At 58.3% G+C, this 21,407-nt stretch carries 18 protein-coding genes and 1 tRNA gene; 17 read left to right on the top strand and 2 right to left on the bottom strand.

Annotated features, from left to right (window positions below):
* The first annotated feature begins 8 nt into the window (after positions 1 to 8).
* Positions 9 to 2,369, top strand: coding sequence for a glycoside hydrolase family 31 protein (locus J1C59_RS03490; RefSeq protein WP_128085741.1), 2,361 nt, complete (start codon positions 9 to 11; stop codon positions 2,367 to 2,369).
* A gap of 165 nt (positions 2,370 to 2,534) precedes the next feature.
* Here the strand turns inward: J1C59_RS03490 and ftnA are convergent, their stop codons facing one another.
* On the bottom strand, positions 2,535 to 3,041 hold the full coding sequence (ftnA, locus tag J1C59_RS03495) for a non-heme ferritin (protein ID WP_111142294.1): 507 nt from the start codon (positions 3,039 to 3,041) through the stop codon (positions 2,535 to 2,537).
* Between the two features lie 468 nt (positions 3,042 to 3,509).
* Between ftnA and J1C59_RS03500 the strand changes: the two genes are divergently transcribed.
* The 13 genes from J1C59_RS03500 to mrdA all read left to right on the top strand — a co-directional run bounded on the left by J1C59_RS03500 (position 3,510) and on the right by mrdA (position 17,380).
* Positions 3,510 to 4,181, top strand: a complete 672-nt coding sequence (locus J1C59_RS03500; RefSeq protein WP_128085742.1) for a nucleoside recognition domain-containing protein — start codon at positions 3,510 to 3,512, stop codon at positions 4,179 to 4,181.
* Positions 4,171 to 4,647, top strand: coding sequence for a YjiG family protein (locus tag J1C59_RS03505; RefSeq protein ID WP_128085743.1), 477 nt, complete (start codon positions 4,171 to 4,173; stop codon positions 4,645 to 4,647). Before J1C59_RS03500 ends, J1C59_RS03505 begins: the two co-directional genes overlap by 11 nt.
* A gap of 4 nt (positions 4,648 to 4,651) precedes the next feature.
* Complete coding sequence (locus J1C59_RS03510) at positions 4,652 to 5,755, top strand: M20 peptidase aminoacylase family protein (RefSeq protein ID WP_128085744.1); 1,104 nt, start codon at positions 4,652 to 4,654, stop codon at positions 5,753 to 5,755.
* Positions 5,756 to 6,033: 278 nt separating this feature from the next.
* Positions 6,034 to 7,620: a peptide chain release factor 3 gene (gene prfC, locus J1C59_RS03515; protein WP_128085745.1), complete on the top strand. Its 1,587-nt coding sequence runs from the start codon at positions 6,034 to 6,036 to the stop codon at positions 7,618 to 7,620.
* Positions 7,621 to 7,880: 260 nt separating this feature from the next.
* Positions 7,881 to 8,495 (top strand): molecular chaperone OsmY, encoded by a 615-nt coding sequence (gene osmY, locus J1C59_RS03520; protein ID WP_128085746.1) that lies wholly within the window; start codon positions 7,881 to 7,883, stop codon positions 8,493 to 8,495.
* A gap of 98 nt (positions 8,496 to 8,593) precedes the next feature.
* Positions 8,594 to 8,755 carry a DUF1328 domain-containing protein gene (locus J1C59_RS03525; protein ID WP_003848537.1) on the top strand — a complete coding sequence of 54 codons (162 nt, stop codon included), beginning with the start codon at positions 8,594 to 8,596 and terminating at the stop codon, positions 8,753 to 8,755.
* Positions 8,756 to 8,973: 218 nt separating this feature from the next.
* Complete coding sequence (locus J1C59_RS03530) at positions 8,974 to 10,026, top strand: patatin-like phospholipase family protein (protein ID WP_140917295.1); 1,053 nt, start codon at positions 8,974 to 8,976, stop codon at positions 10,024 to 10,026.
* Positions 10,023 to 10,820, top strand: coding sequence for a TatD family hydrolase (locus J1C59_RS03535; RefSeq protein ID WP_128086236.1), 798 nt, complete (start codon positions 10,023 to 10,025; stop codon positions 10,818 to 10,820). Before J1C59_RS03530 ends, J1C59_RS03535 begins: the two co-directional genes overlap by 4 nt.
* A 242-nt stretch (positions 10,821 to 11,062) precedes the next feature.
* The gene (gene deoC, locus J1C59_RS03540; RefSeq protein ID WP_128086235.1) at positions 11,063 to 11,842 is read left to right on the top strand and encodes a deoxyribose-phosphate aldolase; all 780 of its coding nucleotides are present in this window, start codon (positions 11,063 to 11,065) and stop codon (positions 11,840 to 11,842) included.
* A 59-nt stretch (positions 11,843 to 11,901) separates the two neighbouring features.
* On the top strand, positions 11,902 to 13,230 hold the full coding sequence (deoA, locus tag J1C59_RS03545) for a thymidine phosphorylase (protein ID WP_128086234.1): 1,329 nt from the start codon (positions 11,902 to 11,904) through the stop codon (positions 13,228 to 13,230).
* Between the two features lie 95 nt (positions 13,231 to 13,325).
* Complete coding sequence (gene deoB, locus J1C59_RS03550) at positions 13,326 to 14,549, top strand: phosphopentomutase (protein ID WP_128086233.1); 1,224 nt, start codon at positions 13,326 to 13,328, stop codon at positions 14,547 to 14,549.
* Positions 14,550 to 14,575: 26 nt separating this feature from the next.
* Positions 14,576 to 15,289, top strand: coding sequence for a purine-nucleoside phosphorylase (gene deoD / locus J1C59_RS03555; protein WP_111140757.1), 714 nt, complete (start codon positions 14,576 to 14,578; stop codon positions 15,287 to 15,289).
* Between the two features lie 219 nt (positions 15,290 to 15,508).
* Positions 15,509 to 17,380: a penicillin-binding protein 2 gene (gene mrdA, locus J1C59_RS03560; protein ID WP_128086232.1), complete on the top strand. Its 1,872-nt coding sequence runs from the start codon at positions 15,509 to 15,511 to the stop codon at positions 17,378 to 17,380.
* Between the two features lie 29 nt (positions 17,381 to 17,409).
* On the opposite strand, the gene J1C59_RS21810 is transcribed toward mrdA, so the two are convergent.
* Positions 17,410 to 18,729: a methyl-accepting chemotaxis protein gene (locus J1C59_RS21810; RefSeq protein WP_128086231.1), complete on the bottom strand. Its 1,320-nt coding sequence runs from the start codon at positions 18,727 to 18,729 to the stop codon at positions 17,410 to 17,412.
* 222 nt (positions 18,730 to 18,951) lie between these two features.
* On the opposite strand from J1C59_RS21810, the gene J1C59_RS03575 reads away from it, so the two are divergent.
* The 3 genes from J1C59_RS03575 (at position 18,952) to J1C59_RS03585 (ending at position 21,361) form a co-directional block, all read left to right on the top strand.
* Positions 18,952 to 19,027 (top strand) — tRNA-Phe (locus J1C59_RS03575).
* Positions 19,028 to 19,505: 478 nt separating this feature from the next.
* Positions 19,506 to 20,480 (top strand): sensor domain-containing diguanylate cyclase, encoded by a 975-nt coding sequence (locus J1C59_RS03580; RefSeq protein WP_128086230.1) that lies wholly within the window; start codon positions 19,506 to 19,508, stop codon positions 20,478 to 20,480.
* 716 nt (positions 20,481 to 21,196) lie between these two features.
* Positions 21,197 to 21,361: a con-10 family general stress protein gene (locus J1C59_RS03585; RefSeq protein ID WP_004571242.1), complete on the top strand. Its 165-nt coding sequence runs from the start codon at positions 21,197 to 21,199 to the stop codon at positions 21,359 to 21,361.
* Positions 21,362 to 21,407: the final 46 nt, after the last annotated feature.

Here is a 21,407-nt window from a genome sequence, read left to right on the forward strand (position 1 = left end):
ATACCGCGATGAAAACTCTGAAGAACTGGACGCTGCACCAGCACGCCGATCACTTTGTTGAACTGAAGGTGGAAGATCGCCACTTCCTGCGGCTGTACGTGCTGGAGGATAAGCTGATGCGTGTGCTGCTGAAGCGCGACGGCGAGCTGGCGCTGAACCGTACCTGGAGCATCGCGCCGGAAGGGGATGTGCCGTGGGAGGGGCGCGACCGTGAGGCGCTGGATGGCTTCACGCTGCCCGCCTTTCAGCTGGTGCACGATGCGCAGCAGCTGCGGATCAGCACATCACGGCTGCGGGTGACGGTGCATCAACCGCTCTGTCTGAGCTGGGAGCAGTTCGACGGTGAGAGCTGGCAGCCGCTGACGGCGGATCGCCACACCGGTGCCTATCTGCTCAATGCGCATGGCGATGGGGTCGAGCACTATCAGCGCCGTCAGCCGCAGGATCGGGTTTACGGTCTGGGCGAAAAGAGCGGTGACCTGAACCGGGCCGGTCGCCGCTTTGAGATGCGCAATCTCGACGCTATGGGCTATAACGCCGCCAGCACCGATCCGCTCTATAAACATATTCCGTTTACCCTGACGCAGCGTGACGGCGTCAGCTTCGGCCTGTTCTATGACAACCTCAGCAGCAGCTGGCTCGACCTGGGCAATGAGCTGGATAACTACCACCTGCCTTACCGCCGCTACCGCGCCGAGGCGGGCGATCTCGACTACTACATGCTGCTCGGCCCGACGCTGCTCGACGTCACCAAAGCCTTTGTCCGCCTGACCGGGCGCACCCTGTTTCAGCCGAAGTGGAGCCTGGGCTACAGCGGCTCCACCATGCACTACACCGACGCGCCCGACGCGCAGCAGCAGCTGCAATCCTTTATCCGCCTGTGCCGTGAGCATGAAATTCCCTGTGACTCGTTCCAGCTCTCGTCGGGTTATACCTCGATCAACAACAAGCGCTACGTCTTCAACTGGAACTACGACAAAGTTCCGAACCCCAACGCGCTGAGCGACGCCTTCCATGACGCTGGCATGAAGCTGGCGGCCAACATCAAGCCCTGCCTGCTGCAGGATCATCCGCGCTATCAGGAGGTGGCGGCGCAGGGGCTGTTTATTCGTGACTCGGAGCAGGATCGTCCGGAACGCTCGGTGTTCTGGGACGATGAGGGATCGCACCTCGACTTTACCCATCCGCAGGCGGTGCGCTGGTGGCAGGAGAACGTCACTCAGCAGCTGCTGGAAAAGGGCATCGATTCCACCTGGAACGACAACAACGAATATGAGGTCTGGGATGGCGAAGCCCGCTGTCACGGATTCGGTCAGCCGATCGCCATCAAGCACATCCGGCCAGTGATGCCGCTGCTGATGATGCGTGCCTCGATGGAAGCGCAGCAGCAGTTCGCGCCGCACAAGCGGCCCTATCTGATCTCCCGCTCCGGCTGTGCCGGGATGCAGCGCTATGTGCAGACCTGGAGCGGCGACAACCGCACCAGCTGGCAGACGCTGCGCTACAACATCCGCATGGGGCTGGGGATGAGCCTCTCCGGGCTGTTTAACGTCGGTCACGACGTCGGCGGATTCTCAGGCGATAAGCCGGATGCCGAGCTGTTTGTGCGCTGGGTCCAGAACGGCATCATGCATCCGCGCTTTACCATCCACTCCTGGAATGACGATCACACGGTCAATGAGCCCTGGATGTATCCGGAGGTGACGCCGATGATCCGCGAGGCGATCCGGCTGCGCTATCGCCTGATGCCTTATCTCTACACCCTGGCGTGGCAGGCCAGTGCCGAAGATGAGCCGATGCTGCGGCCGACCTTCCTCGATCATGAGCAGGACCCGCAGACTTATCAGGCATGCGATGACTTTATGCTGGGACGTGACCTGCTGGTGGCCAGTGTGGTGGAGCAGGGCGCGCGCAGCCGTGAGGTCTATCTGCCCCGTCATCGCGGCGGCTGGTACGACTGGCACAGTGGCAGGGCGTTTGCGGGCGGCGAAACGGTCACTCTGGATGCGCCACTGGATCGGCTGCCGCTGCTGGTGCGGGCGGGCGCGGTGATCCCGCTGGGCAAGTGCGAAACCACCACCGATGCGCGTCGCGACACGGTGCGGCAGTGGCAGATCTGGCCTGCACCGGAAGGCGTGACCACCACCGGCGAAACCTTTGACGACGACGGCGAGAGCCACGGCTGGCAGCAGGGGAACGCCCTGTGGCTGAACTGGACACTCAGCAGCAGCGCCACCCGCATCGATCTGACGGTGGAGAAACGCGGAGATTATCAGCCGGCCTGGCGTGAGATCGCGCTATTACTTCCGGCGGGCGAAAGCCGTGAGCTGTGGGTAAATGGCGAGAAAGCGGCAAGTTACCGGCTGTAAAAGCGGTGACAGGATGAAAATGCGTTCGGCCCCGGAAAGGGGCCGAACGGGGCAGCGGGCAAACGCGGATTCGCGTCGCTGCCGGCGCCTGTTTCCGGCTGACGTCGCGTGATGACGGCGCCCGGTAAGGGGGCTGTCAGCGGTCTGACGCGGCCCGGATAACGATTACTCTGCGTGGTTCTCGGTGCTCATGCGGCCCAGATCTTTATCGACCAGGAACAGGCCGTTGCCGCTGTTGCTGACCAGCGCCAGTTTATCCAGCACGGTTTTAAACAGCTTCTCTTCTTCATGCTGCTCGGCGACATACCACTGCAGGAAGTTAAAGGTGGAGTAATCCTGTGAGGTCATGGCGGCATGCGCCAGCTCGTTGATTTTGCGGGTGATCAGCTGCTCATGATCCAGCGCCTGCTCCAGCACTTCATTCAGCGAGGTGAACGCAACCGGCGGCGCGGCGATGGTGCCCAGTACCGGCATCGCACCGGTGTCGCTCAGGTAGTCAAACAGACGCTGCATATGCTGCATCTCTTCGCGTGAATGCATTTTCAGGAAGGAAGCGGCACCCTCGAAGCCTTTGTCGCTGCACCAGGCGCTCATTTGCAGATAAAGATTGGCAGAGAAAAATTCCAGGTTTAGCTGGTCGTTTAAACGTCCAGTCATTTCAGCAGTCAGCATGGCCGAGTCCTTTTAAAGAGATGTTAAATACAGAGTTTAAGCGGTGAATTATGCATCAGAGATGTTAGTAAAGTGAAGCCTTTTTCGTAAAAAAGGTGAATTTATCTGTTTGATTTAAATAGAATTATTTCGAAAATTGAATGCGACCAATTCTCATTTTTCCTCGCGGCCGGCCGGGCCATAAAGCCAGAAAAATCAGCACCATGATAGTGCGGACAGGCGGGCATCTGCGGGTGACGGGGGCACAGAAAACAGTGAAAAATCCCCCCTCGGCTGAGGTTCCGGCCTGATGAGGTCAGGACCTCAGGACACTCTGTCGCCACGCGACAGGCGCAATCACGCGGCCGCACCGCAGGCGCGACGGGTCATCGTGCGGCTCTGGCATAGATCCTGCTTGAAACCGCATTCCCTTAGTCACACCTGCCTGCAATGGAAACGGGCAGTTAACCCGGTTTACAGGAGACGATCATGTCAGATGAACACCTGGTGGCGAATCCGGTGAAAATAGCGGCCACCAAAGGCAGTTACGTCGCATTAATTTTTGCCATTCTGTTTTTCTCAGGGCTTTTTTATAAGGTGGAGGGACTTTCCTGGCTCGGTGCCTTTGACTTCACTACCCTGGGAGGGAGCTTCGGCACCATGAAAGATCCCGCCAGCAACACCTTTCTGGGCGCAGGCGGACTCAGCGCCAAAGCAGGCTTCCTGTTCGCCCTGTCGCTGACGCCCACGGTGATGCTGGCGCTGGGCGTGCTGGAGATCTTCACCCACTACGGCGCCATCCGCGCGGCACACCGGTTGCTGACGCCGCTGCTGAAGCCGCTGATGGGGCTGCCGGGCCGGTGTGGTCTGGCATTAATCACCGATCTGCAAAGCACCGACGCCGGGGCGGCCTTAACCAAAGAGATGGCCGACCAGAAACAGATCGGGAAAAAAGAGCTGGTGGTGATGAGCGCCTGGCAATATTCCGGTGCCGGCCTGATCAATAACTATTTCGCTATCGGCTCCGCGCTGTTTGCCTCGATGACGCTGCCGATCATCATTCCGCTGTTACTCATGTTCGTACTGAAATTTGTCGGTGCGGCGATAACCCGCGCCATGTTAAACAGTGTCTATAAAAAGGATTTCGCCGATGAAAAATAGTCCCGCCACGACCGCCGCGAATCCGTTTGATGTGTTTGTCACCGGCGCGCGCAAGGGGTTTCACATCGCCATCCATAACCTGATGCCGAATGTGGTGATGGCTTATGTGCTGGCCGAAGTCCTGAATCTGCTCGGGATTATGCAGTTTCTCGGCCATGTCTTTGCGCCGGTGATGGGGCTGTTTGGCCTGCCGGGCGAGGCGATCACGGTGCTGCTCACGGCATGGCTGTCGTCATCGGCGGGCACCGGTGTTGCGGTCAGCCTGCTGACCAAAGGGCTGCTGACGGGGGCCGATATCACCATTCTGGCTCCGGCGATCTTCCTTATGGGGTCGCAGCTGCAATATATGGGGCGGCTGCTGGGCGTGGCCGATGTGCCCAAAAAATACTGGCCGCTGCTGATGCTGGTCAGCATCATCAACGCGCTGATCGCGATGTCTGTTATGCGTCTGTTTATACAGGAGTAACGCTGTGTCTGAGGTTTTAGAGCATTACCACTATTTGCACGAGATTCCGGAACTCGGTTTTCAGGAGGTGAAAACCTCGGCCTATATCGCAGACCAGCTGGAGAAGGCGGGCCTGAAGGTAACGCGCAACATCAACAACACCACCGGCATCGTGGCGGAGATCGACAGCGGCGTGCCGGGCCCGGTGCTGGCGCTGCGCGCGGATATGGATGCTCTGGGGCATATCATCGACGGTGTGCCCTGTGCGCGTCATACCTGCGGCCACGACGGACACGCGTCGGTGGTGCTGACGGCGGCGGCAGCGCTGCTGCGCGAGGGCGCGGTCAAACGTGGCCGTCTGAAGATCCTGTTCCAGCCCGCCGAAGAGCTGGGGGCCGGGGCGCTGTCGATGATTGCGGGGGGCGCGCTGGATGATGTGGAGATGATCCTGGGATTCCATCTGCGCCCACTGGAGGAGTGCGTGGTCGGCCAGGCGATACCCGCCGTGCGCTATTCCGCCTGCAGCACGCTGGAAGCCACGATCAAGGGCCAGCCCGCGCACGCGGCCCGTCCGCATCTGGGCGTCAATGCGCTGGATGCCGCCGTGCAGGCGGTGCAGGCCGTTAACGCCATCCATCTGCCACCCGGCCTGACCTGGAGCGTCAAGGCGACCCGCTTCCTCTGCGATGCAGGCGTGACCAACTCGGTGCCGGATGAGGCCCGCGTGGTGTGGGATCTGCGCTCGCAGGAGAACGGGCCGATGACGCTGCTGAAAGAGCAGGTCACGCGCGCCATCACCCACAGCGTGGCGGCACTGGGGGCCAGCGCGGACGTGCGCGTGCTGAAAGAGATGCCCGCTGCCGAGATTGACGATGAGGCGACCGCCGTCATCCGCGCCGCCATCGTCGAGGTGCTGGGCGAAGAGGGGGCGCTGCCAACCCGCACCACGCCAGGCAGCGAGGACTTCTTTTACTATCCGGTGACGCGCCCGGGCGTCAAAGCGGGCTTCTGGGGACTGGGCACCGGCCTGACACCGGGCCTGCATCATCCTGAGATGCGTTTCGATCTCAGCGCGCTGGAGATCGGGGTGCAGATCTTCAAAGCCTGCGTCAGAAAGGTGCTGGGATAACCAGGACCGGGCGGCCGCAGCTGCGGTCGCCTCACCGTTTCCCGATCCGCCTCCGATAAATCGCGTTTCTCTCCCTGTAGGCCGCGCGCGCAAAATATTGTATGCTATGCCGCCTTAAAGCTGACCAGGTAACCGGACTTCACGCCAATGTAACGACGCGCTGACCCGCCAACGATGAAAGATCGATTCTGGCACCGTTTACCCGCCGGTAAGGTTCTGCCGGCCACCGTGATTTATCAGCAGCGCCAGCATGTGCGCTGCCTATTGAGAAGAATTCCATGTCTAATCCCTTTTTAGAAGAGGTGGCTCGCCGCCGCACCTTCGCGATCATTTCTCACCCGGATGCCGGTAAAACCACCATTACCGAAAAAGTGCTGCTGTTCGGACAGGCTATCCAGACCGCCGGTACGGTGAAAGGCCGTGGCTCTAACCAGCACGCCAAGTCAGACTGGATGGAGATGGAGAAACAGCGTGGTATCTCCATTACCACCTCGGTCATGCAGTTTCCCTATCGCGACAGCCTGGTCAACCTGCTGGATACCCCCGGCCACGAAGATTTCTCGGAAGATACCTACCGTACCCTGACGGCGGTTGACTGCTGCCTGATGGTGATCGATGCCGCGAAAGGCGTTGAGGATCGTACCCGTAAGCTGATGGAAGTTACCCGTCTGCGCGACACGCCGATCCTGACCTTTATGAACAAACTTGACCGTGACATCCGCGATCCGATGGAGCTGCTGGATGAGGTCGAGAGCGAGCTGAAAATCGCCTGTGCGCCGATCACCTGGCCGATTGGCTGCGGCAAGCTGTTCAAGGGTGTTTATCACCTCTATAAAGATGAAACCTATCTTTATCAGACCGGTAAAGGCCACACCATTCAGGATGTGCGCATCGTGAAAGGGCTGAACAACCCGGATCTCGACGCCGCCGTAGGTGACGATCTGGCGTCGCAGCTGCGCGAAGAGCTGGAGCTGGTTCAGGGTGCCTCGCACGAGTTCGAGCAGGAAGCCTTCCTGAATGGCGAACTCTCGCCGGTCTTCTTCGGCACCGCGCTGGGTAACTTCGGCGTCGACCATATGCTGGATGGCCTGGTTGCCTGGGCGCCGCGCCCGATGCCGCGCGACACCGACACCCGCCGGGTGGACGCGAAAGAAGAGAAGTTCACCGGCTTCGTGTTTAAGATCCAGGCCAATATGGACCCGAAACACCGCGACCGCGTCGCCTTTATGCGTGTGGTGTCCGGTAAATATGAAAAAGGGATGAAGCTGCGTCAGGTGCGCACCGGCAAAGACGTGATGATCTCCGACGCGCTGACCTTCATGGCCGGCGACCGTGCGCACGTTGAAGAAGCCTATCCCGGCGACATCATCGGTCTGCATAACCACGGCACCATTCAGATTGGCGACACCTTTACCCAGGGTGAGAATATGAAGTTCACCGGCATTCCGAACTTCGCGCCAGAGCTGTTCCGCCGTATCCGCCTGCGCGATCCGCTGAAGCAGAAACAGCTGCTGAAAGGGCTGGTTCAGCTGTCGGAAGAGGGCGCCGTGCAGGTGTTCCGCCCGGTGCATAACAACGATCTGATCGTGGGCGCCGTCGGGGTGCTGCAGTTCGACGTGGTCGTGGCGCGTCTGAAAAGCGAATATAACGTCGAAGCGATCTACGAAGCGATTAACGTCTCCACGGCGCGCTGGGTCGAGTGTGATGACGTGAAAAAGTTTGATGACTTCCAGCGTAAAAACGAAGTGAACCTGGCGCTCGATGGCGGTGATAATTTGACTTATATCGCGCCAACCATGGTGAATCTGAATATTACTCAGGAACGTTATCCCGACGTCCGTTTCCGCAAAACGCGCGAGCACTGATCGCGCTGTTTCCGGGCCATTCCAGCAGAGAATGGCCCTGTTTCCCCCGCTCCAGACTCCTCCTAAAAACCCTGTTTTTCATCTGTTTTGACGTGTGATCAACCAGTTAGCCAGGCAAGTTGCAAAATGCCGTCTATGATTATTTTATCGGACGGCGGAAGAGACTTCTCTTGTCCTTACGTCCTGTAACGCAGCGGCCTTTATTGCCTCTGTTTCGCCCACAGTTTTTGGGTGAGTTAACTGATAGAAGGAAGATATCGATGAACAAGACTAAGATTGCTAAAACCCTGATGGCCGCCATGATTGGTTCAGCTCTGATCAGCGGCAGCGCACTGGCTGATGAATCCATGTCGCAGAAAGCGTCACAGACAGCCGACAGCGCGGGTTCAAAAATCGATAGTTCTATGAAAAAAGTCGATGGTTTTATGGATGACAGCGGCATCACCGCCAAAGCCAAAGCGGCCCTGGTGGATGACGACGCAATTAAAAGCACGGATATCTCGGTAAAAACGCATCAGGGCGTCGTGACCTTAAGCGGTTTCGTCACCTCACAGGAGCAGGCTGAAAAGGCTGTGGCTGTGGTGCAGAAAATCGAAGGTGTTAAATCCGTCAGCGACAAACTACACGTCCGTGACAGCAAATCATCTTCAGTGAAAGGTTATGCGGGTGATGCCGCTACGACCAGCGAAATTAAAGCTAAGCTATTAGCAGATGACATTGTCCCGTCGCGCAACGTCAAAGTTGAGACTACCGACGGTGTTGTTCAGCTTTCAGGCCATGTTGCTACTCAGGCACAGTCAGACCGTGCAGAAAGCATCGCCAAGGCCATTGAAGGCGTGAAAAGCGTTAAGAATGACCTGACGGTTAAATCTTAATGGCTGACGTGCGGTTGCTCCGGTGGCCGCACGAATAAAAGACACCCATCCGGGGATGAAATAAGCAGTTCGAATTTAAATAGGGTAAGGAGAGGCTTATGTTTCGTTGGGGCATTATTTTTCTGGTCATCGCGCTGATTGCTGCAGCGTTAGGTTTCGGCGGTTTAGCGGGTACAGCAGCATGGGCAGCTAAAGTTGTCTTCGTTGTCGGTATTATCCTGTTCCTCATCAGCCTGTTCACCGGCCGTAAAAAGCTTTAGCCGATGAGTCCTGCAGTATAGTGCAACCTGTTGCATAGAGCGGAGACCCGTCATCCGCCGCGAGTGACCTGAGGAGAGGGATCCCTTCATTTCGCGGCGATGGCAAGCCAGCACGCTGGCCTGCCGGTTAAAGGATTAGATGACTGGTTCTCCGGCATGCTGCCGTCATTAACGGAACGATCCCTCAGCATACCCGGAACCCTGATGAGGTTCGCACAATGGGTATTCGCATTCCTGTCACACTCGGTGCCATCGAACCTCTGGCCCTGGCCCCTTTTAAATCCCGGAAAATTGCTCTCGTCTGCGAAGGCGGCGGTCAGCGCGGCATCTTCACTGCCGGTGTCCTGGATGAATTTCAGCGCGCCCGATTCAATCCCTTTCAGCTGCTGCTTGGCACCTCTGCGGGGGCACAAAACCTCTCAGCCTATGTCTGCGGTCAGCCTGGCTATGCCCGGCGCGTGATTACCCGTTATACCACCAGCAAACTCTTTTTCGATCCGCTGCGCTTTGTGCGGGGCGGCAACCTGATCGACCTCGACTGGCTGATTGAGATTACCCGCAGTGAATTCCCGCTGGCGATGCAGCACGCCGAGCAGGCCTTTGCCAGCGGGCGTGAATTTTATATGTGCGCCTGTCGCAGCGACGACTATACGCCAGGCTACTTTACCCCCACGGCCGAAAACTGGCTGGACCTGATCAAAGCCTCCAGCGCCATTCCCGGTTTCTACCGGCTGGGCGTAAACCTGGAGGGGATCAGCTACCTCGACGGCGGCATCAGCGATGCGATCCCGGTACGGGAAGCCGCGCGCCGGGGGGCCGATACCATTGTGGTGATCCGCACCGTGCCGTCGCAGATGTTCTATACGCCCAAATGGGTTAAACGCATGGAGCGCTGGCTCAGCACCGGCGCGCTGCAGCCGATGATCAACGTGCTCAATATGCATGAGCAGAGCTATCGCGAGATCCAGCAGTTTATTGAAAATCCGCCGGACGATTTGCGTATCATTGAAATCTTTCCCCCGCATGCGCTGGCCAGCAGCGCGCTGGGCAGCCGGATCGCCTCGCTGAATCAGGATTATCATCTGGGACGACGCTGCGGGCGCTACTTCATCGCCACGCTGGGCCAGTGGCTGAGCGACGCGGAGCCGCTGAGCCCGCCGCGCATCGTGACGCCGCCCGCGCCGGTCGCCAACGCGCCCGACACCCGGCCGATTATCACGCCGTCGCTGGCGGACAACGATGCGGATTACGACAAAGGATCGCTGGCATGAGATTTATCGACACGCACTGTCACTTTGATTTTCCGCCCTTTGAGGGGGATGCCGACGGCAGCCTGGCCCGCGCGGCGGAGGCGGGCGTCGAGAAAATTATCATTCCGGCTATCGATGCCAGCCGCTTCGGGCGGGTCTGCGAGCTGGCCGCAACGCATCCGGCGCTCTACGCCGCGCTGGGGCTGCATCCCATCGTGATTGAACATCATCGGGACGATCATCTCGATCAGCTGGAAACCTTACTGCAACAGCGGCCGCGTAAGCTGGTGGCGATCGGCGAGATCGGGCTGGATCTCTACCGCGACGATCCGCAGTTTGATAAGCAGCAACGCTTTCTGGAGGCGCAGCTCAGGCTGGCGAAACACTACGCGCTGCCGGTGATCCTGCATTCGCGCCGGACGCACGACAAGCTGGCGCAGATCCTGCGTCGTCACGATCTGCCGCGCCGGGGCGTGGTGCACGGCTTTGCGGGCAGCCTGCAGCAGGCGCAGGCCTTTATTAAGCTGGGTTATGCGATTGGCATCGGCGGCACCATTACCTATGAACGCGCCAGCAAAACCCGTCAGACCGTGGCGCAGCTGCCGCTGGCGTCACTGCTGCTGGAGACCGACGCACCGGATATGCCGCTGCACGGCTTTCAGGGGCAGCCTAACCGCCCGGAGCGGGCGCGTCAGGTGTGGCAGACGCTCTGCAGCCTGCGTGAAGAGTCACCTGAAGCGATCGCCGATGCGCTGTGGCAGAACAGCCAGCGGCTGTTTCAGCTCGACCCGGCGTTTCCCGCGCGACGCAACTGATCCCCGCTGCGCCGCCTCCATCAGCCGGTTTAAATGTGATAATAGTAACATTGCTCCGGCTGGCGTATAATGGCGATCAGGCCCTGTTATCTGAGATTACAGTCACAGTATACGTGGCAGTTTTGCATCATCTTCTTATTCCTGTGTGACTCCTGGCACATATCAGCGCGCCTCAGAGTGTTATTATTATAACATTCCGCCGACGAGCCGGTGGGTTGCATCCCGATCCTTTGGAGAGCCACATGACCGATATCAAACACCTTGCCCTGCGCGCCCTGAAACTGATGGATTTGACCACCCTGAACGAAGACGACACCGACGCGAAAGTGATCGCCCTGTGTCATCAGGCTAAATCCCCGGCGGGCAACACCGCCGCGATCTGCATCTATCCGCGTTTCATTCCGGTTGCGCGTAAAACGCTGCGCGAGCAGGGCACCCCGGAGATCCGCATCGCCACCGTCACCAACTTCCCGCACGGCAACGACGACATTGACATTGCGCTGGCAGAAACCCGCGCCGCCATCGCCTACGGCGCTGATGAGGTGGATGTGGTCTTCCCGTACCGTGCGCTGATCGCCGGTAACAGCCAGGTTGGTTTCGATCTGGTGAAAGCCTGTAAAACCGCCTGCGCGGAAGCGGATGTGCTGCTGAAGGTGATCATCGAAACCGGTGAGCTGAAAGAGGAAGCGCTGATCCGTCAGGCGTCTGAAATTGCTATCGATGCGGGCGCAGACTTCATCAAAACCTCCACCGGTAAAGTGCCGGTTAACGCCACGCCGGAAGTGGCGCAGATCATGATGAACGTGATCCGCGATAAAGGCGTCGGTCAGCAGGTCGGTTTCAAACCGGCGGGCGGTGTACGCACCGCTGACGATGCCGCGATCTACCTGCAGATGGCGGACGCGACGCTGGGCGCAGAGTGGGCCGACGCGCGCCATTTCCGCTTTGGCGCATCCAGCCTGCTGGCGAGCCTGCTTAACACCCTGGGTCACGAGAGCGACACCAGCAAAGCCGGTTACTGATCCCTCTGGCGGTCGCCGACCGCCTCTTCTTCACTCTTTCCCTGAACCAGGGGGCTACCTTGTTCCTGCCACAAGAAATTATTCGTAAAAAACGTGATGGTCTTGCGCTGACGGAAGAGGAGATCCGCTTCTTCATCAACGGCGTGCGTGATAACACCGTGTCGGAAGGGCAGATCGCCGCGCTGGCGATGACCATCTATTTTCATGATATGACGCTGCCGGAGCGGGTGGCGCTGACGATGGCGATGCGTGATTCCGGCACGGTGCTGAACTGGAAGTCGCTGAACCTCAACGGTCCGCTGGTGGATAAGCACTCGACCGGCGGCGTCGGTGACGTCACATCGCTGATGTTAGGGCCGATGGTCGCCGCCTGCGGCGGCTATGTGCCGATGATCTCCGGGCGCGGCCTGGGCCATACCGGCGGCACGCTGGACAAGCTGGAAGCGATTCCGGGCTTCGATATCTTCCCGAGCGACGACCGCTTCCGCGAGATCATAAAGCAGGTCGGTGTCGCCATTATCGGCCAGACAAACTCGCTGGCACCGGCGGACAAGCGGTTCTACGCAACGCGTGACATCACCGCCACCGTCGACTCAATCCCGCTGATTACCGCCTCGATTCTGGCGAAAAAGCTGGCCGAAGGGCTGGATGCGCTGGTCATGGATGTCAAAGTAGGTTCCGGCGCGTTTATGCCAACCTATGCGGCCTCAGAGAGCCTGGCGCAGTCGATCGTTGGCGTCGCCAATGGCGCAGGCTGCCAGACCACGGCTCTGCTGACCGATATGAATCAGGTGCTGGCCTCCTCAGCCGGTAATGCGCTGGAGGTGCGTGAAGCCGTGCGCTTCCTGACCGGAGAGGAGCGCAATCCGCGCCTGCTCGACGTCACGCTGGCGCTCTGCAGCGAGATGCTGATCTCCGGCAGACTGGCAGCCAGCGACAGCGAAGCGCGCCAGAAGCTGATGGCGGTGCTGGACAACGGTCAGGCCGCCGAGTGCTTTGGCCGCATGGTCGCCGCGCAGAAGGGACCTGCCGATTTCGTCGAACGTTACGCAGCCTATCTGCCAGCGGCCACGCTGAGTAAACCGGTCTACGCTGACCAGCCAGGGATTGTCAGCAGCATGGATACCCGTGCGCTGGGCCTGGCGGTGGTGGCGATGGGCGGCGGGCGTCAGCGCGCCAGCGACACGATCGATTACAGCGTCGGGTTAGGCGAGATGATTACCCTGGGTGAACGCGCCGATGCGCAGCGTCCGCTGGCCGTCATTCACGCCAGCAGCGAGGATCAGTGGCAGCAGGCCGCCGCCGCGGTGAAAGCCGCGCTGGTGATCGGCGACAGCGCCCCGGCGGAGACGCCGGTCGTCTACCGTCGTGTGACCAATATCAGCTAACTGATCCGTAACCGGTGCCAGCGGCGATCCATTCGGGTATACTGATCTGATCGCTTTTTTTTGACTTGTCACGCGCGGATGCGCAGGAGACTTGCATGAAACGTGCTTTTATCATGGTTCTCGATTCCTTTGGGATTGGTGCCAGTAAAGATGCCGATAAATTCGGCGACGCAGGTTCGGACACCTTAGGTCACATCGCCGAAGCCTGCTTTAAGGGCGAAGCAGATAAGGGGCGCAAAGGCCCGCTGCATCTGCCGAATCTCACCGCGCTGGGCCTGGGTAAGGCGGCTGAGCTGTCCACCGGTCGCTTCCCGGCAGGTCTGGATCCTGAAGCGAAAATCACCGGCGCGTACGCCTACGCCAGCGAACTTTCGTCAGGTAAAGACACGCCGTCTGGCCACTGGGAGATCGCCGGAGTGCCGGTGCTGTTTGACTGGGGCTACTTCAGCGACAAAGAGAACAGCTTCCCGCAGGCGCTGCTGGATAAGCTGGTCGAGCGTGCGGATCTGCCGGGCTACCTCGGTAACTGCCACTCTTCCGGTACGGTGATCCTCGACCAGCTGGGCGAAGAGCACATGAAAACCGGCAAGCCGATTTTCTATACCTCGGCGGACTCGGTCTTCCAGATCGCCTGTCACGAAGAGACTTTTGGTCTTGAGCGTCTCTACGCGCTGTGCGAAATTGCCCGCGAAGAGCTGACCGAAGGGGGCTACAACATCGGCCGGGTTATCGCGCGTCCGTTTGTCGGTGACAAGGCGGGTCAGTTTGAGCGCACCGGTAACCGTCACGATCTGGCGGTTGAGCCGCCTTCCGCTACCATGCTGAAAAAGCTGGTGGATGAGAAGGGCGGTCATGTGATCTCGGTGGGTAAAATCGCGGATATCTACGCGGAACAGGGCATTACCAAAAAGGTTAAAGCGACCGGTCTGGATGCGCTGTTTGACGCCACGATTCAGGAGATGAAAACGGCGCCGGATCAGGCGATTGTTTTCACTAACTTCGTGGACTTCGACTCCACCTGGGGCCATCGTCGCGACGTCGCCGGTTACGCGGGCGGACTGGAACTGTTTGACCGCCGCCTGCCGGAGCTGATGGAACTGGTCGGGGAAGATGACATTCTGATCCTGACGGCGGACCACGGCTGTGATCCGACCTGGCAGGGCACAGAGCATACCCGTGAGCACATTCCGATTCTGATCTACGGACCGAAGGTAGAGCCTGGCTCGCTCGGCTATCGCGAAACCTTCGCCGATATCGGTCAGACAATTGCACACTATTTTGGCCTGTCCGAGATGGACTATGGCAAGAACATGCTGTAAATCAGCAATTTAATAAGGATTAAACAATGGCAACCCCTCATATTAATGCTGAAATGGGTGATTTCGCAGACGTCGTACTGATGCCTGGCGACCCGCTGCGTGCGAAACACATCGCAGAAACCTTCCTGGAAAACGCGGTAGAAGTGAACAACGTGCGTGGGATGCTGGGCTACACCGGCACCTACAAAGGCCGTAAAGTCTCGGTGATGGGCCACGGCATGGGGATCCCTTCCTGCTCTATCTACACCAAAGAGCTGATCACCGATTTCGGCGTGAAGAAGATCATCCGTGTCGGCTCCTGTGGTGCGGTTCGCGCGGATGTGAAACTGCGTGACATCGTGATTGGTCTGGGTGCCTGCACCGATTCCAAAGTGAACCGTATGCGTTTCAGGGATCACGACTTCGCGGCGATTGCGGACTTCGACATGGTGCGCAACGCGGTCGATGCGGCGAAAAACCTGGGCGTTGATGCGCGCGTGGGCAACATCTTCTCCGCCGATCTTTTCTACACCCCGGATCCGCAGATGTTCGACGTGATGGAAAAATATGGCATCCTGGGCGTGGAGATGGAAGCCGCAGGTATCTACGGTGTGGCCGCTGAATTTGGTGCGAAAGCGCTGACCATCTGTACCGTTTCTGACCATATCCGCACGCACGAGCAGACCACCGCTGCCGAGCGCCAGACGACCTTCAACGACATGATCAAAATTGCGCTGGAATCTGTCCTGCTGGGTGACTAAACCGCGTGGCGGACGGGCGCACCCGTCTGCTGGCTGTCACCCTGAACCGATCCTCCTCTGACGGAGGATCGGCATTTTCCTGCCGACTTCCCGTAACATTCACATCAAATGACACACTTTTACTGAGGCTTGTGCATCTTCGCGCTGGCACCCCGGCGATCGCGCCTTATCATGGTGCGCAACAACAGATAATAATGAATCGTCCGATAATACCCCCTGATGAACTTTCGTAACTTCGACGCCGAAGAGAAGCTGTTTGCCCGCCGTGCCGCGATAGCCTTTGCTCTGGTCTGTACCTGCTTCACTATCCTGGGTGTAAACCTCTACCGTCTGCAGGTGCGCGATCATGGCTACTACCAGACGCGCTCTAACCAGAACGACATCAAGATGATCCCCATCGCCCCTACGCGCGGGCTGATCTATGACCGCAACGGCATTCCGCTGGTGCGCAACGTCAGCTGGTACGCCATCACGCTGACGCCTTACAAGATCAGCGACATGGACGCCACGCTGCGGGCGCTGACGCCCATCGTGAATCTGACGCCCGACGAGATCGAGACGTTCCGCCATGCGCTGAAGCAGACCAGCCGTTACAAGCCGGTGGTGCTGAAAGAGGAGCTGACCGAGGAGCAGGTCGCCCGCTTTGCGGTGAATCAGTTCCACTTTACCGGGGCGACGATTGAAACCTATCAGGATCGCGAATATCCCTATGGCGCGGATCTGGCGCATGTGGTCGGCTATGTGTCGAAAATCAATGACAGCGACTATAAACGGCTGAATGCCGAAGGCATTGCGGAGAACTACGCGGCAGACCACAACATCGGTAAGCAGGGGATCGAGGGCTATTACGAAACGCTGCTGCACGGCAAGCCGGGCTATCAGGAAGTGGAGGTGGATAACCACGGCCGGATTGTGCGGGTGCTGAAAGAGGTGCCGCCGGTCGCCGGTAAAAACCTGACGCTGACGCTGGATCTCCACCTGCAGCAGTATGTGGAGAGCCGTCTGGCGGGGCAGCGTGCGGCGCTGCTGATAGAAGATCCGCATGACGGATCGGTGCTGGCGATGGTCTCCAGCCCCAGCTACGATCCCAATCCCTTCGTTAAAGGCATCAGCTATCAGGCCTATAAAAAACTGCTGCAGGACAAGGATCTGCCGCTGATCAACCGCGTGACGCAGGGACTCTATCCGCCCGCCTCGACGGTGAAGCCGTATATGGCGATGTCGGCGCTGCTGACCCATGTGATCACGCCACAGACACAGTTCTTCGGTGCGCCAACCTGGACGCTGCCCGGCACCGATCGGCGCTATCGTGACTGGAAAAAAACCGGTCACGGTATGCTGGATGTGACGCGCGCCATCGAAGAGTCCGCCGACACCTTTTTCTATCAGGTGGCGTTTATGATGGGCATCGACCGGATTCACACCATGCTCAGCCAGTTCGGTTATGGCAAGCCCTCCGGCATCGATCTCAATGAAGAGTACAACGGCTTACTGCCGAGCCGCGAATGGAAGCAGAAGGTGCATAAGAAGCCCTGGTATCAGGGGGACACCGTTTCCGTGGGCATCGGCCAGGGCTACTGGATTGCGACGCCGATTCAGATGGTGAAAGCGATGGTGGCGCTGATCAACAACGGCCGGGTCATCGCGCCCCATCTGCTGGAGAAAACCCAGCGCGGCACCCTGGTTGAGAACTACCATCCGCAGCAGCGTGAGACGCAGATTGGCGATCCCCATTCGCCTTACTGGTCGCTGGTGCGCCACGCGATGTTTGGCATGGCGAACGCACCCAACGGCACCGGGTATAAATATTTCCACACCGCGCCTTATGGCATCGCGGCGAAAAGCGGGACCTCTCAGGTGTTCAGCCTGCGGCAGAATCAGACCTATAACGCGAAGATGATCCCGGTCCGGCTGCGCGACCATATCTTCTACACCGCCTTTGCGCCCTTCAATAATCCGAAAGTGGCGGTGGCGCTGATCCTGGAGAACGGGGGCGGGGAAGGGGTGACGGCCGCACCGGTGATGCGGGATATTCTGGATCACATCTTCCTTCCGCCGACGCCGGACGCGACCGCCCCGGCCACGCCATAAAAAAAGGGGGCGACTGCCCCCCCTGCGCGTCAGACGCTGAGCGTTTTCGTGACCTGACCGATAGCGTGCACCACGTCCGTTGCGCCCTCCCGAATCTCCGCAATGACGCCACCCGCCTCCTGCGCCAGCTGCACGCCCTGATCGGCGCGCTTCAGGTTCGACTCAATCCCTTTCAGTGCCCGGCTCGCCAGCAGATGGTTCTGCTGTATCCGGTTTTCGATGTCGGTGGTCGCGCGGTTGATGTTCGCCGCCAGCGTGCGAACTTCGTTCGCCACCACCGCGAAGCTGCGGCCATGCGTGCCGGCGCGCGCCGCTTCAATGGCGGCATTGAGCGCCAGCAGGTTGGTCTGATCGGCAATCCGACGAATCCCTTCGACAATCGCCCCGATGCGATCTGAGGATTCACTCAGTCCGGTAATATCCCCGGAGATCCCCTGCAGTTCGCCCGCCAGCGCATTCATGGTTTCGACGCTGCTGGCGATCACATCCGCCCCCAGCTTCGTGCTCTTATCCGTCTGCAGCGCGGTATGATAGGCCCGCTGCGCCGCATCATGCTCCTGCTGATTCTTCTCCACCTGCGCGGTCACGTCGGTCGCGAACTTGACGATTTTGTAGAGCCTGCCCTGTTCATCAAACACCGGGTTGTAGGTGGCGCGCAGCCAGACCGTCTCGCCCTGCTTATTGACGCGGGGAAACTGACCGGAGACAAATTCGCCCCGGTTCAGCTGCTGCCAGAATTCGCTGTATTCCCGGCTCTCCCGCACGGCCGGTGAGCAGAAGCGGCTGTGATGAATGCCTTCCACCTCTTCGCGACGGTAGCCCATGGTTTTCAGGAAGTTATCGTTGGCTTTCAGGACTTCCCCTTTGAGGTTAAAGGCGATCACCGCCATCGATCGTTCAATGGCGGTGGTGATGGCGCGCTGCTCCTGCGCATCGTTGATATGGCTGGTAATGTCGGTGGCCAGCTTGACGATTTTGATCACCCGGCCGTGACGGTTCTGCACCGGAACATAGTTAGCTTCCAGCCAGATCGGGCGGCTGTTCTTCGCCATGCGCAGAAACTTATCGCTGAAGCTTTCGCCCCGGTTGAGTCGCTGCCAGAAGTCGCGATAGGCCTGCGACTGCAGCTGTTCCGGCGTGCAGAACAGGCTGTGGTGCTGGCCTTCAATCTCCGCCAGCGTATAGCCCATGCTCGCCAGAAACAGCGCGTTGGCGCCGAGAATGGTGCCATCGGGTGAGAACTCGATCATCGCGATGGAGCCGTTGAGAGAGCTCAGCGTCGCCGCTGAGTGTGAGCGCTTCTGCCAGCTGTGACGGGAAGCGATGCCTGATGTAATAGTTGAAAACATGATGATCCTTATTATTAGTTTGGGTCTCGCAAGCTATATCGGCAAAATGGTGGCGCAATAGAGAGGCGGGCCTGTCGCTGGCTGAAATTTATTCGATCGGCGGTCACGGTTTTGCCACAGAAGAGGCCCGATGGCCGGGTTGATGGAAAAGCGGTCAGTTGGTGTGATTTTGGTGAAAAGCGTTTGACGCTGCCGGGCCGCTTTGGTTTAATGCGCCCCGTTGCCCGAATAGCTCAGTCGGTAGAGCAGGGGATTGAAAATCCCCGTGTCCCTGGTTCGATTCCGGGTTCGGGCACCATATTTAAAGAACCCGCCTCTGGCGGGTTTTTGCGTTCTGAGGCGAACCCGTCATCGACGGTTCGATTCACTCGCCACGTCCTGTGGCTCGCCCTGTGGGTCGCGCTGACGCGCGATGCAAAAATGCCCGGCATTTTTGTCCGGGTTCGGGCACCATATTTAAAGAACCCGCCTCTGGCGGGTTTTTGCGTTCTGAGGCGAACCCGTTATCGACGGTTCGATCACCCCGCCACGTCCCGCCGAACAATCCGAATTTCCCTTTTCACCCTCCATTCCGGCGCTGAATTGAGTAGCGGCACAAACAGATTTCACGGCGAAACCAATTTGCCGTCCCGGCTCTGTGCTGCGTTGCCAGAGTGTCACCGCCTGATATGCTGTCCAGCCTGCAATTGGCCGCGACTAATCGTGTTTTATAGGCGACTCTTTACAGAATCCACCTGACAGGCACAATACCCCTTTTTTCCAGCGCGCTCACGGTCATGTCAGAAGAAGCACTGCGGCTGCAGATACAGAACCTGAAAAAGCATAATGCGCGTCTGAAGCGTATAGCGCATGACGCCCGGACGAAACTCAACGCGGCGCTGGATGGCACCGGGCTGTTTCTCTGGCAGCTCGATATTCCCACCGGCAAACTGGTGATCTTTAACCGGCGCTGGGGGGCGATGCTGGGTTTCCAGCCGAAAGAGACCGACGCCAATTTTGAATCCTGGAAAGAGAGCCTGCACCCCGATGATGCCGCTGAGGTTCTGCGGGCGTTTTACGATCATATCGCCGGCAAAGCGCCTTACTACGAAGCGCTGCACCGTATGATCGCGAAGAACGGCAGCATTACCTGGGTGCTGGATCGCGGGCGGGTCAGCGAATGGAACGCCCAGGGTGAGCCGGTGAAAGTGATCGGCACCCATATCGACATGACGAAAGAGAAGCAGTATGAAGCGCAGCTCGCGCTGCTGGCGTTGCATGATCCCCTGACGCTGCTCAACAATCGCCACGCCCTGCAAAACGATTTCAGCGAAATGAAAGCGCAGGGCCCGCTCTGCGTCGCCTTCATTGATCTGGATAACTTCAAGCATGTTAATGACACGCTGGGACATCGCAGCGGAGACGAAGTGCTCATCCAGCTCAGCCAGCGTTTAACGGATTGTGTACCGGCTGAGGCGGTTATTGGGCGGCTTGGCGGCGATGAGTTCGTTCTGTTATTACCCTATCCACTGCACCATCCCCTGGTCAGAAAACTGGCGGATGCCTGTCTCGACGCGGTGCTCACGCCATTCGACATGTCAAACGGTCACGCTCAGATTGGCGCGTCTGTCGGCGTGTCGCAGGTGCAGGATAACGATGACTTCGATACCGCACTGGCGCGGGCGGATGAAGCGATGTATCGCATCAAGAAAAATGGCAAACGCGGTGTCGCGATGGATGACGTTTTTCCCGACGCGCTCGACCTCTGCTGAGCCTGACCGCTGGCGCTGTGCCTTCCTCTGATCTCACCCGATTCCCTCTGACGTTATCTGCCTGACGCTCTCCCGATACAATCAATCGGTGCGCAGCCCCGCACAACAGAAATTTTAGTATTAATCCTAAAACGCCTTTTACTCTCCTCAGCCGTGTATTTTACCGCTTCGTTTATTTCTGAATATTTTTGGTAATGATGGGGTGGCATCCAAATTGAATTTTCATTAAATCAGCATAATTGATCGTTTATTGATCAAAAACGGGTGTTTTCGACTGACGCAATTAGTGCATTGCGTCTCGCTTAATTCCTCTATGGCAAGAAAATAGCCTGATTATATTTACCGCTTCGCTTAGGTAAATTGATCGTTTGTTGATCATCTTCACTAACTGATATTGCTGAGGTTATCTTCCTGCCGCTTCGGTTACTATTTTTTCAATTGGACATTTTTCGAAAAAGATCGATTAATAGGGCGCGGCGATTTTTGTCTATAAATGTCTGCCGCGGCGCTGCGCTTTTTTTGAATAGAAAAGCGCGATAGTTTAAATAGGTTATCAATCCGGAGGAGGCACCTGCCTCCATTAATCCGGAATGTGATGGTATTTTATTTTGTCGCTTGATCGGCCCGGTTTTCTGTCTACATTTAGATTGCTGAATCGGCCTGATGAAGCATTAACTGTGCAAATTCTGATTTTTAATTTCAAAGAGGAACACAGAATGACTCAATATCGTGGTGGGGCCGGGAACTTTGCGGCTGACAAAGAGCGTGCTGCAGAAGCGGGACGCAAAGGTGGCCAGAAAAGCGGCGGGAACTTTAAGAACGATCCCGAACGTGCGATTGAGGCGGGACGTAAGGGAGGGAAGGTCAGTCGCCGGAGCTGAACGGATCTGACGCTGCTCTGAGAGCCGTCAATCCTGTCTGCCGGAC

The organism is Pantoea deleyi (genome assembly GCF_022647325.1).
Classification (GTDB): domain Bacteria; phylum Pseudomonadota; class Gammaproteobacteria; order Enterobacterales; family Enterobacteriaceae; genus Pantoea; species Pantoea deleyi.

Excerpts from the sequence above, each read along its gene's own strand:
- J1C59_RS03525 (WP_003848537.1), top strand. The coding sequence starts at position 8,594 with ATGTTTCGTTGGGGCATTATTTTTCTGGTCATCGCGCTGATTGCTGCA.
- deoC (WP_128086235.1), top strand. The coding sequence starts at position 11,063 with ATGACCGATATCAAACACCTTGCCCTGCGCGCCCTGAAACTGATGGAT.
- deoB (WP_128086233.1), top strand. The coding sequence starts at position 13,326 with ATGAAACGTGCTTTTATCATGGTTCTCGATTCCTTTGGGATTGGTGCC.
- prfC (WP_128085745.1), top strand. The coding sequence starts at position 6,034 with ATGTCTAATCCCTTTTTAGAAGAGGTGGCTCGCCGCCGCACCTTCGCG.
- mrdA (WP_128086232.1), top strand. The coding sequence starts at position 15,509 with ATGAACTTTCGTAACTTCGACGCCGAAGAGAAGCTGTTTGCCCGCCGT.
- osmY (WP_128085746.1), top strand. The coding sequence starts at position 7,881 with ATGAACAAGACTAAGATTGCTAAAACCCTGATGGCCGCCATGATTGGT.
- J1C59_RS03530 (WP_140917295.1), top strand. The coding sequence starts at position 8,974 with ATGGGTATTCGCATTCCTGTCACACTCGGTGCCATCGAACCTCTGGCC.
- J1C59_RS03490 (WP_128085741.1), top strand. The coding sequence starts at position 9 with ATGAAAACTCTGAAGAACTGGACGCTGCACCAGCACGCCGATCACTTT.
- J1C59_RS03535 (WP_128086236.1), top strand. The coding sequence starts at position 10,023 with ATGAGATTTATCGACACGCACTGTCACTTTGATTTTCCGCCCTTTGAG.
- J1C59_RS03585 (WP_004571242.1), top strand. The coding sequence starts at position 21,197 with ATGACTCAATATCGTGGTGGGGCCGGGAACTTTGCGGCTGACAAAGAG.
- J1C59_RS03580 (WP_128086230.1), top strand. The coding sequence starts at position 19,506 with ATGTCAGAAGAAGCACTGCGGCTGCAGATACAGAACCTGAAAAAGCAT.
- J1C59_RS21810 (WP_128086231.1), bottom strand. The coding sequence starts at position 18,729 with ATGTTTTCAACTATTACATCAGGCATCGCTTCCCGTCACAGCTGGCAG.
- J1C59_RS03500 (WP_128085742.1), top strand. The coding sequence starts at position 3,510 with ATGTCAGATGAACACCTGGTGGCGAATCCGGTGAAAATAGCGGCCACC.
- ftnA (WP_111142294.1), bottom strand. The coding sequence starts at position 3,041 with ATGCTGACTGCTGAAATGACTGGACGTTTAAACGACCAGCTAAACCTG.
- J1C59_RS03505 (WP_128085743.1), top strand. The coding sequence starts at position 4,171 with ATGAAAAATAGTCCCGCCACGACCGCCGCGAATCCGTTTGATGTGTTT.
- deoD (WP_111140757.1), top strand. The coding sequence starts at position 14,576 with ATGGCAACCCCTCATATTAATGCTGAAATGGGTGATTTCGCAGACGTC.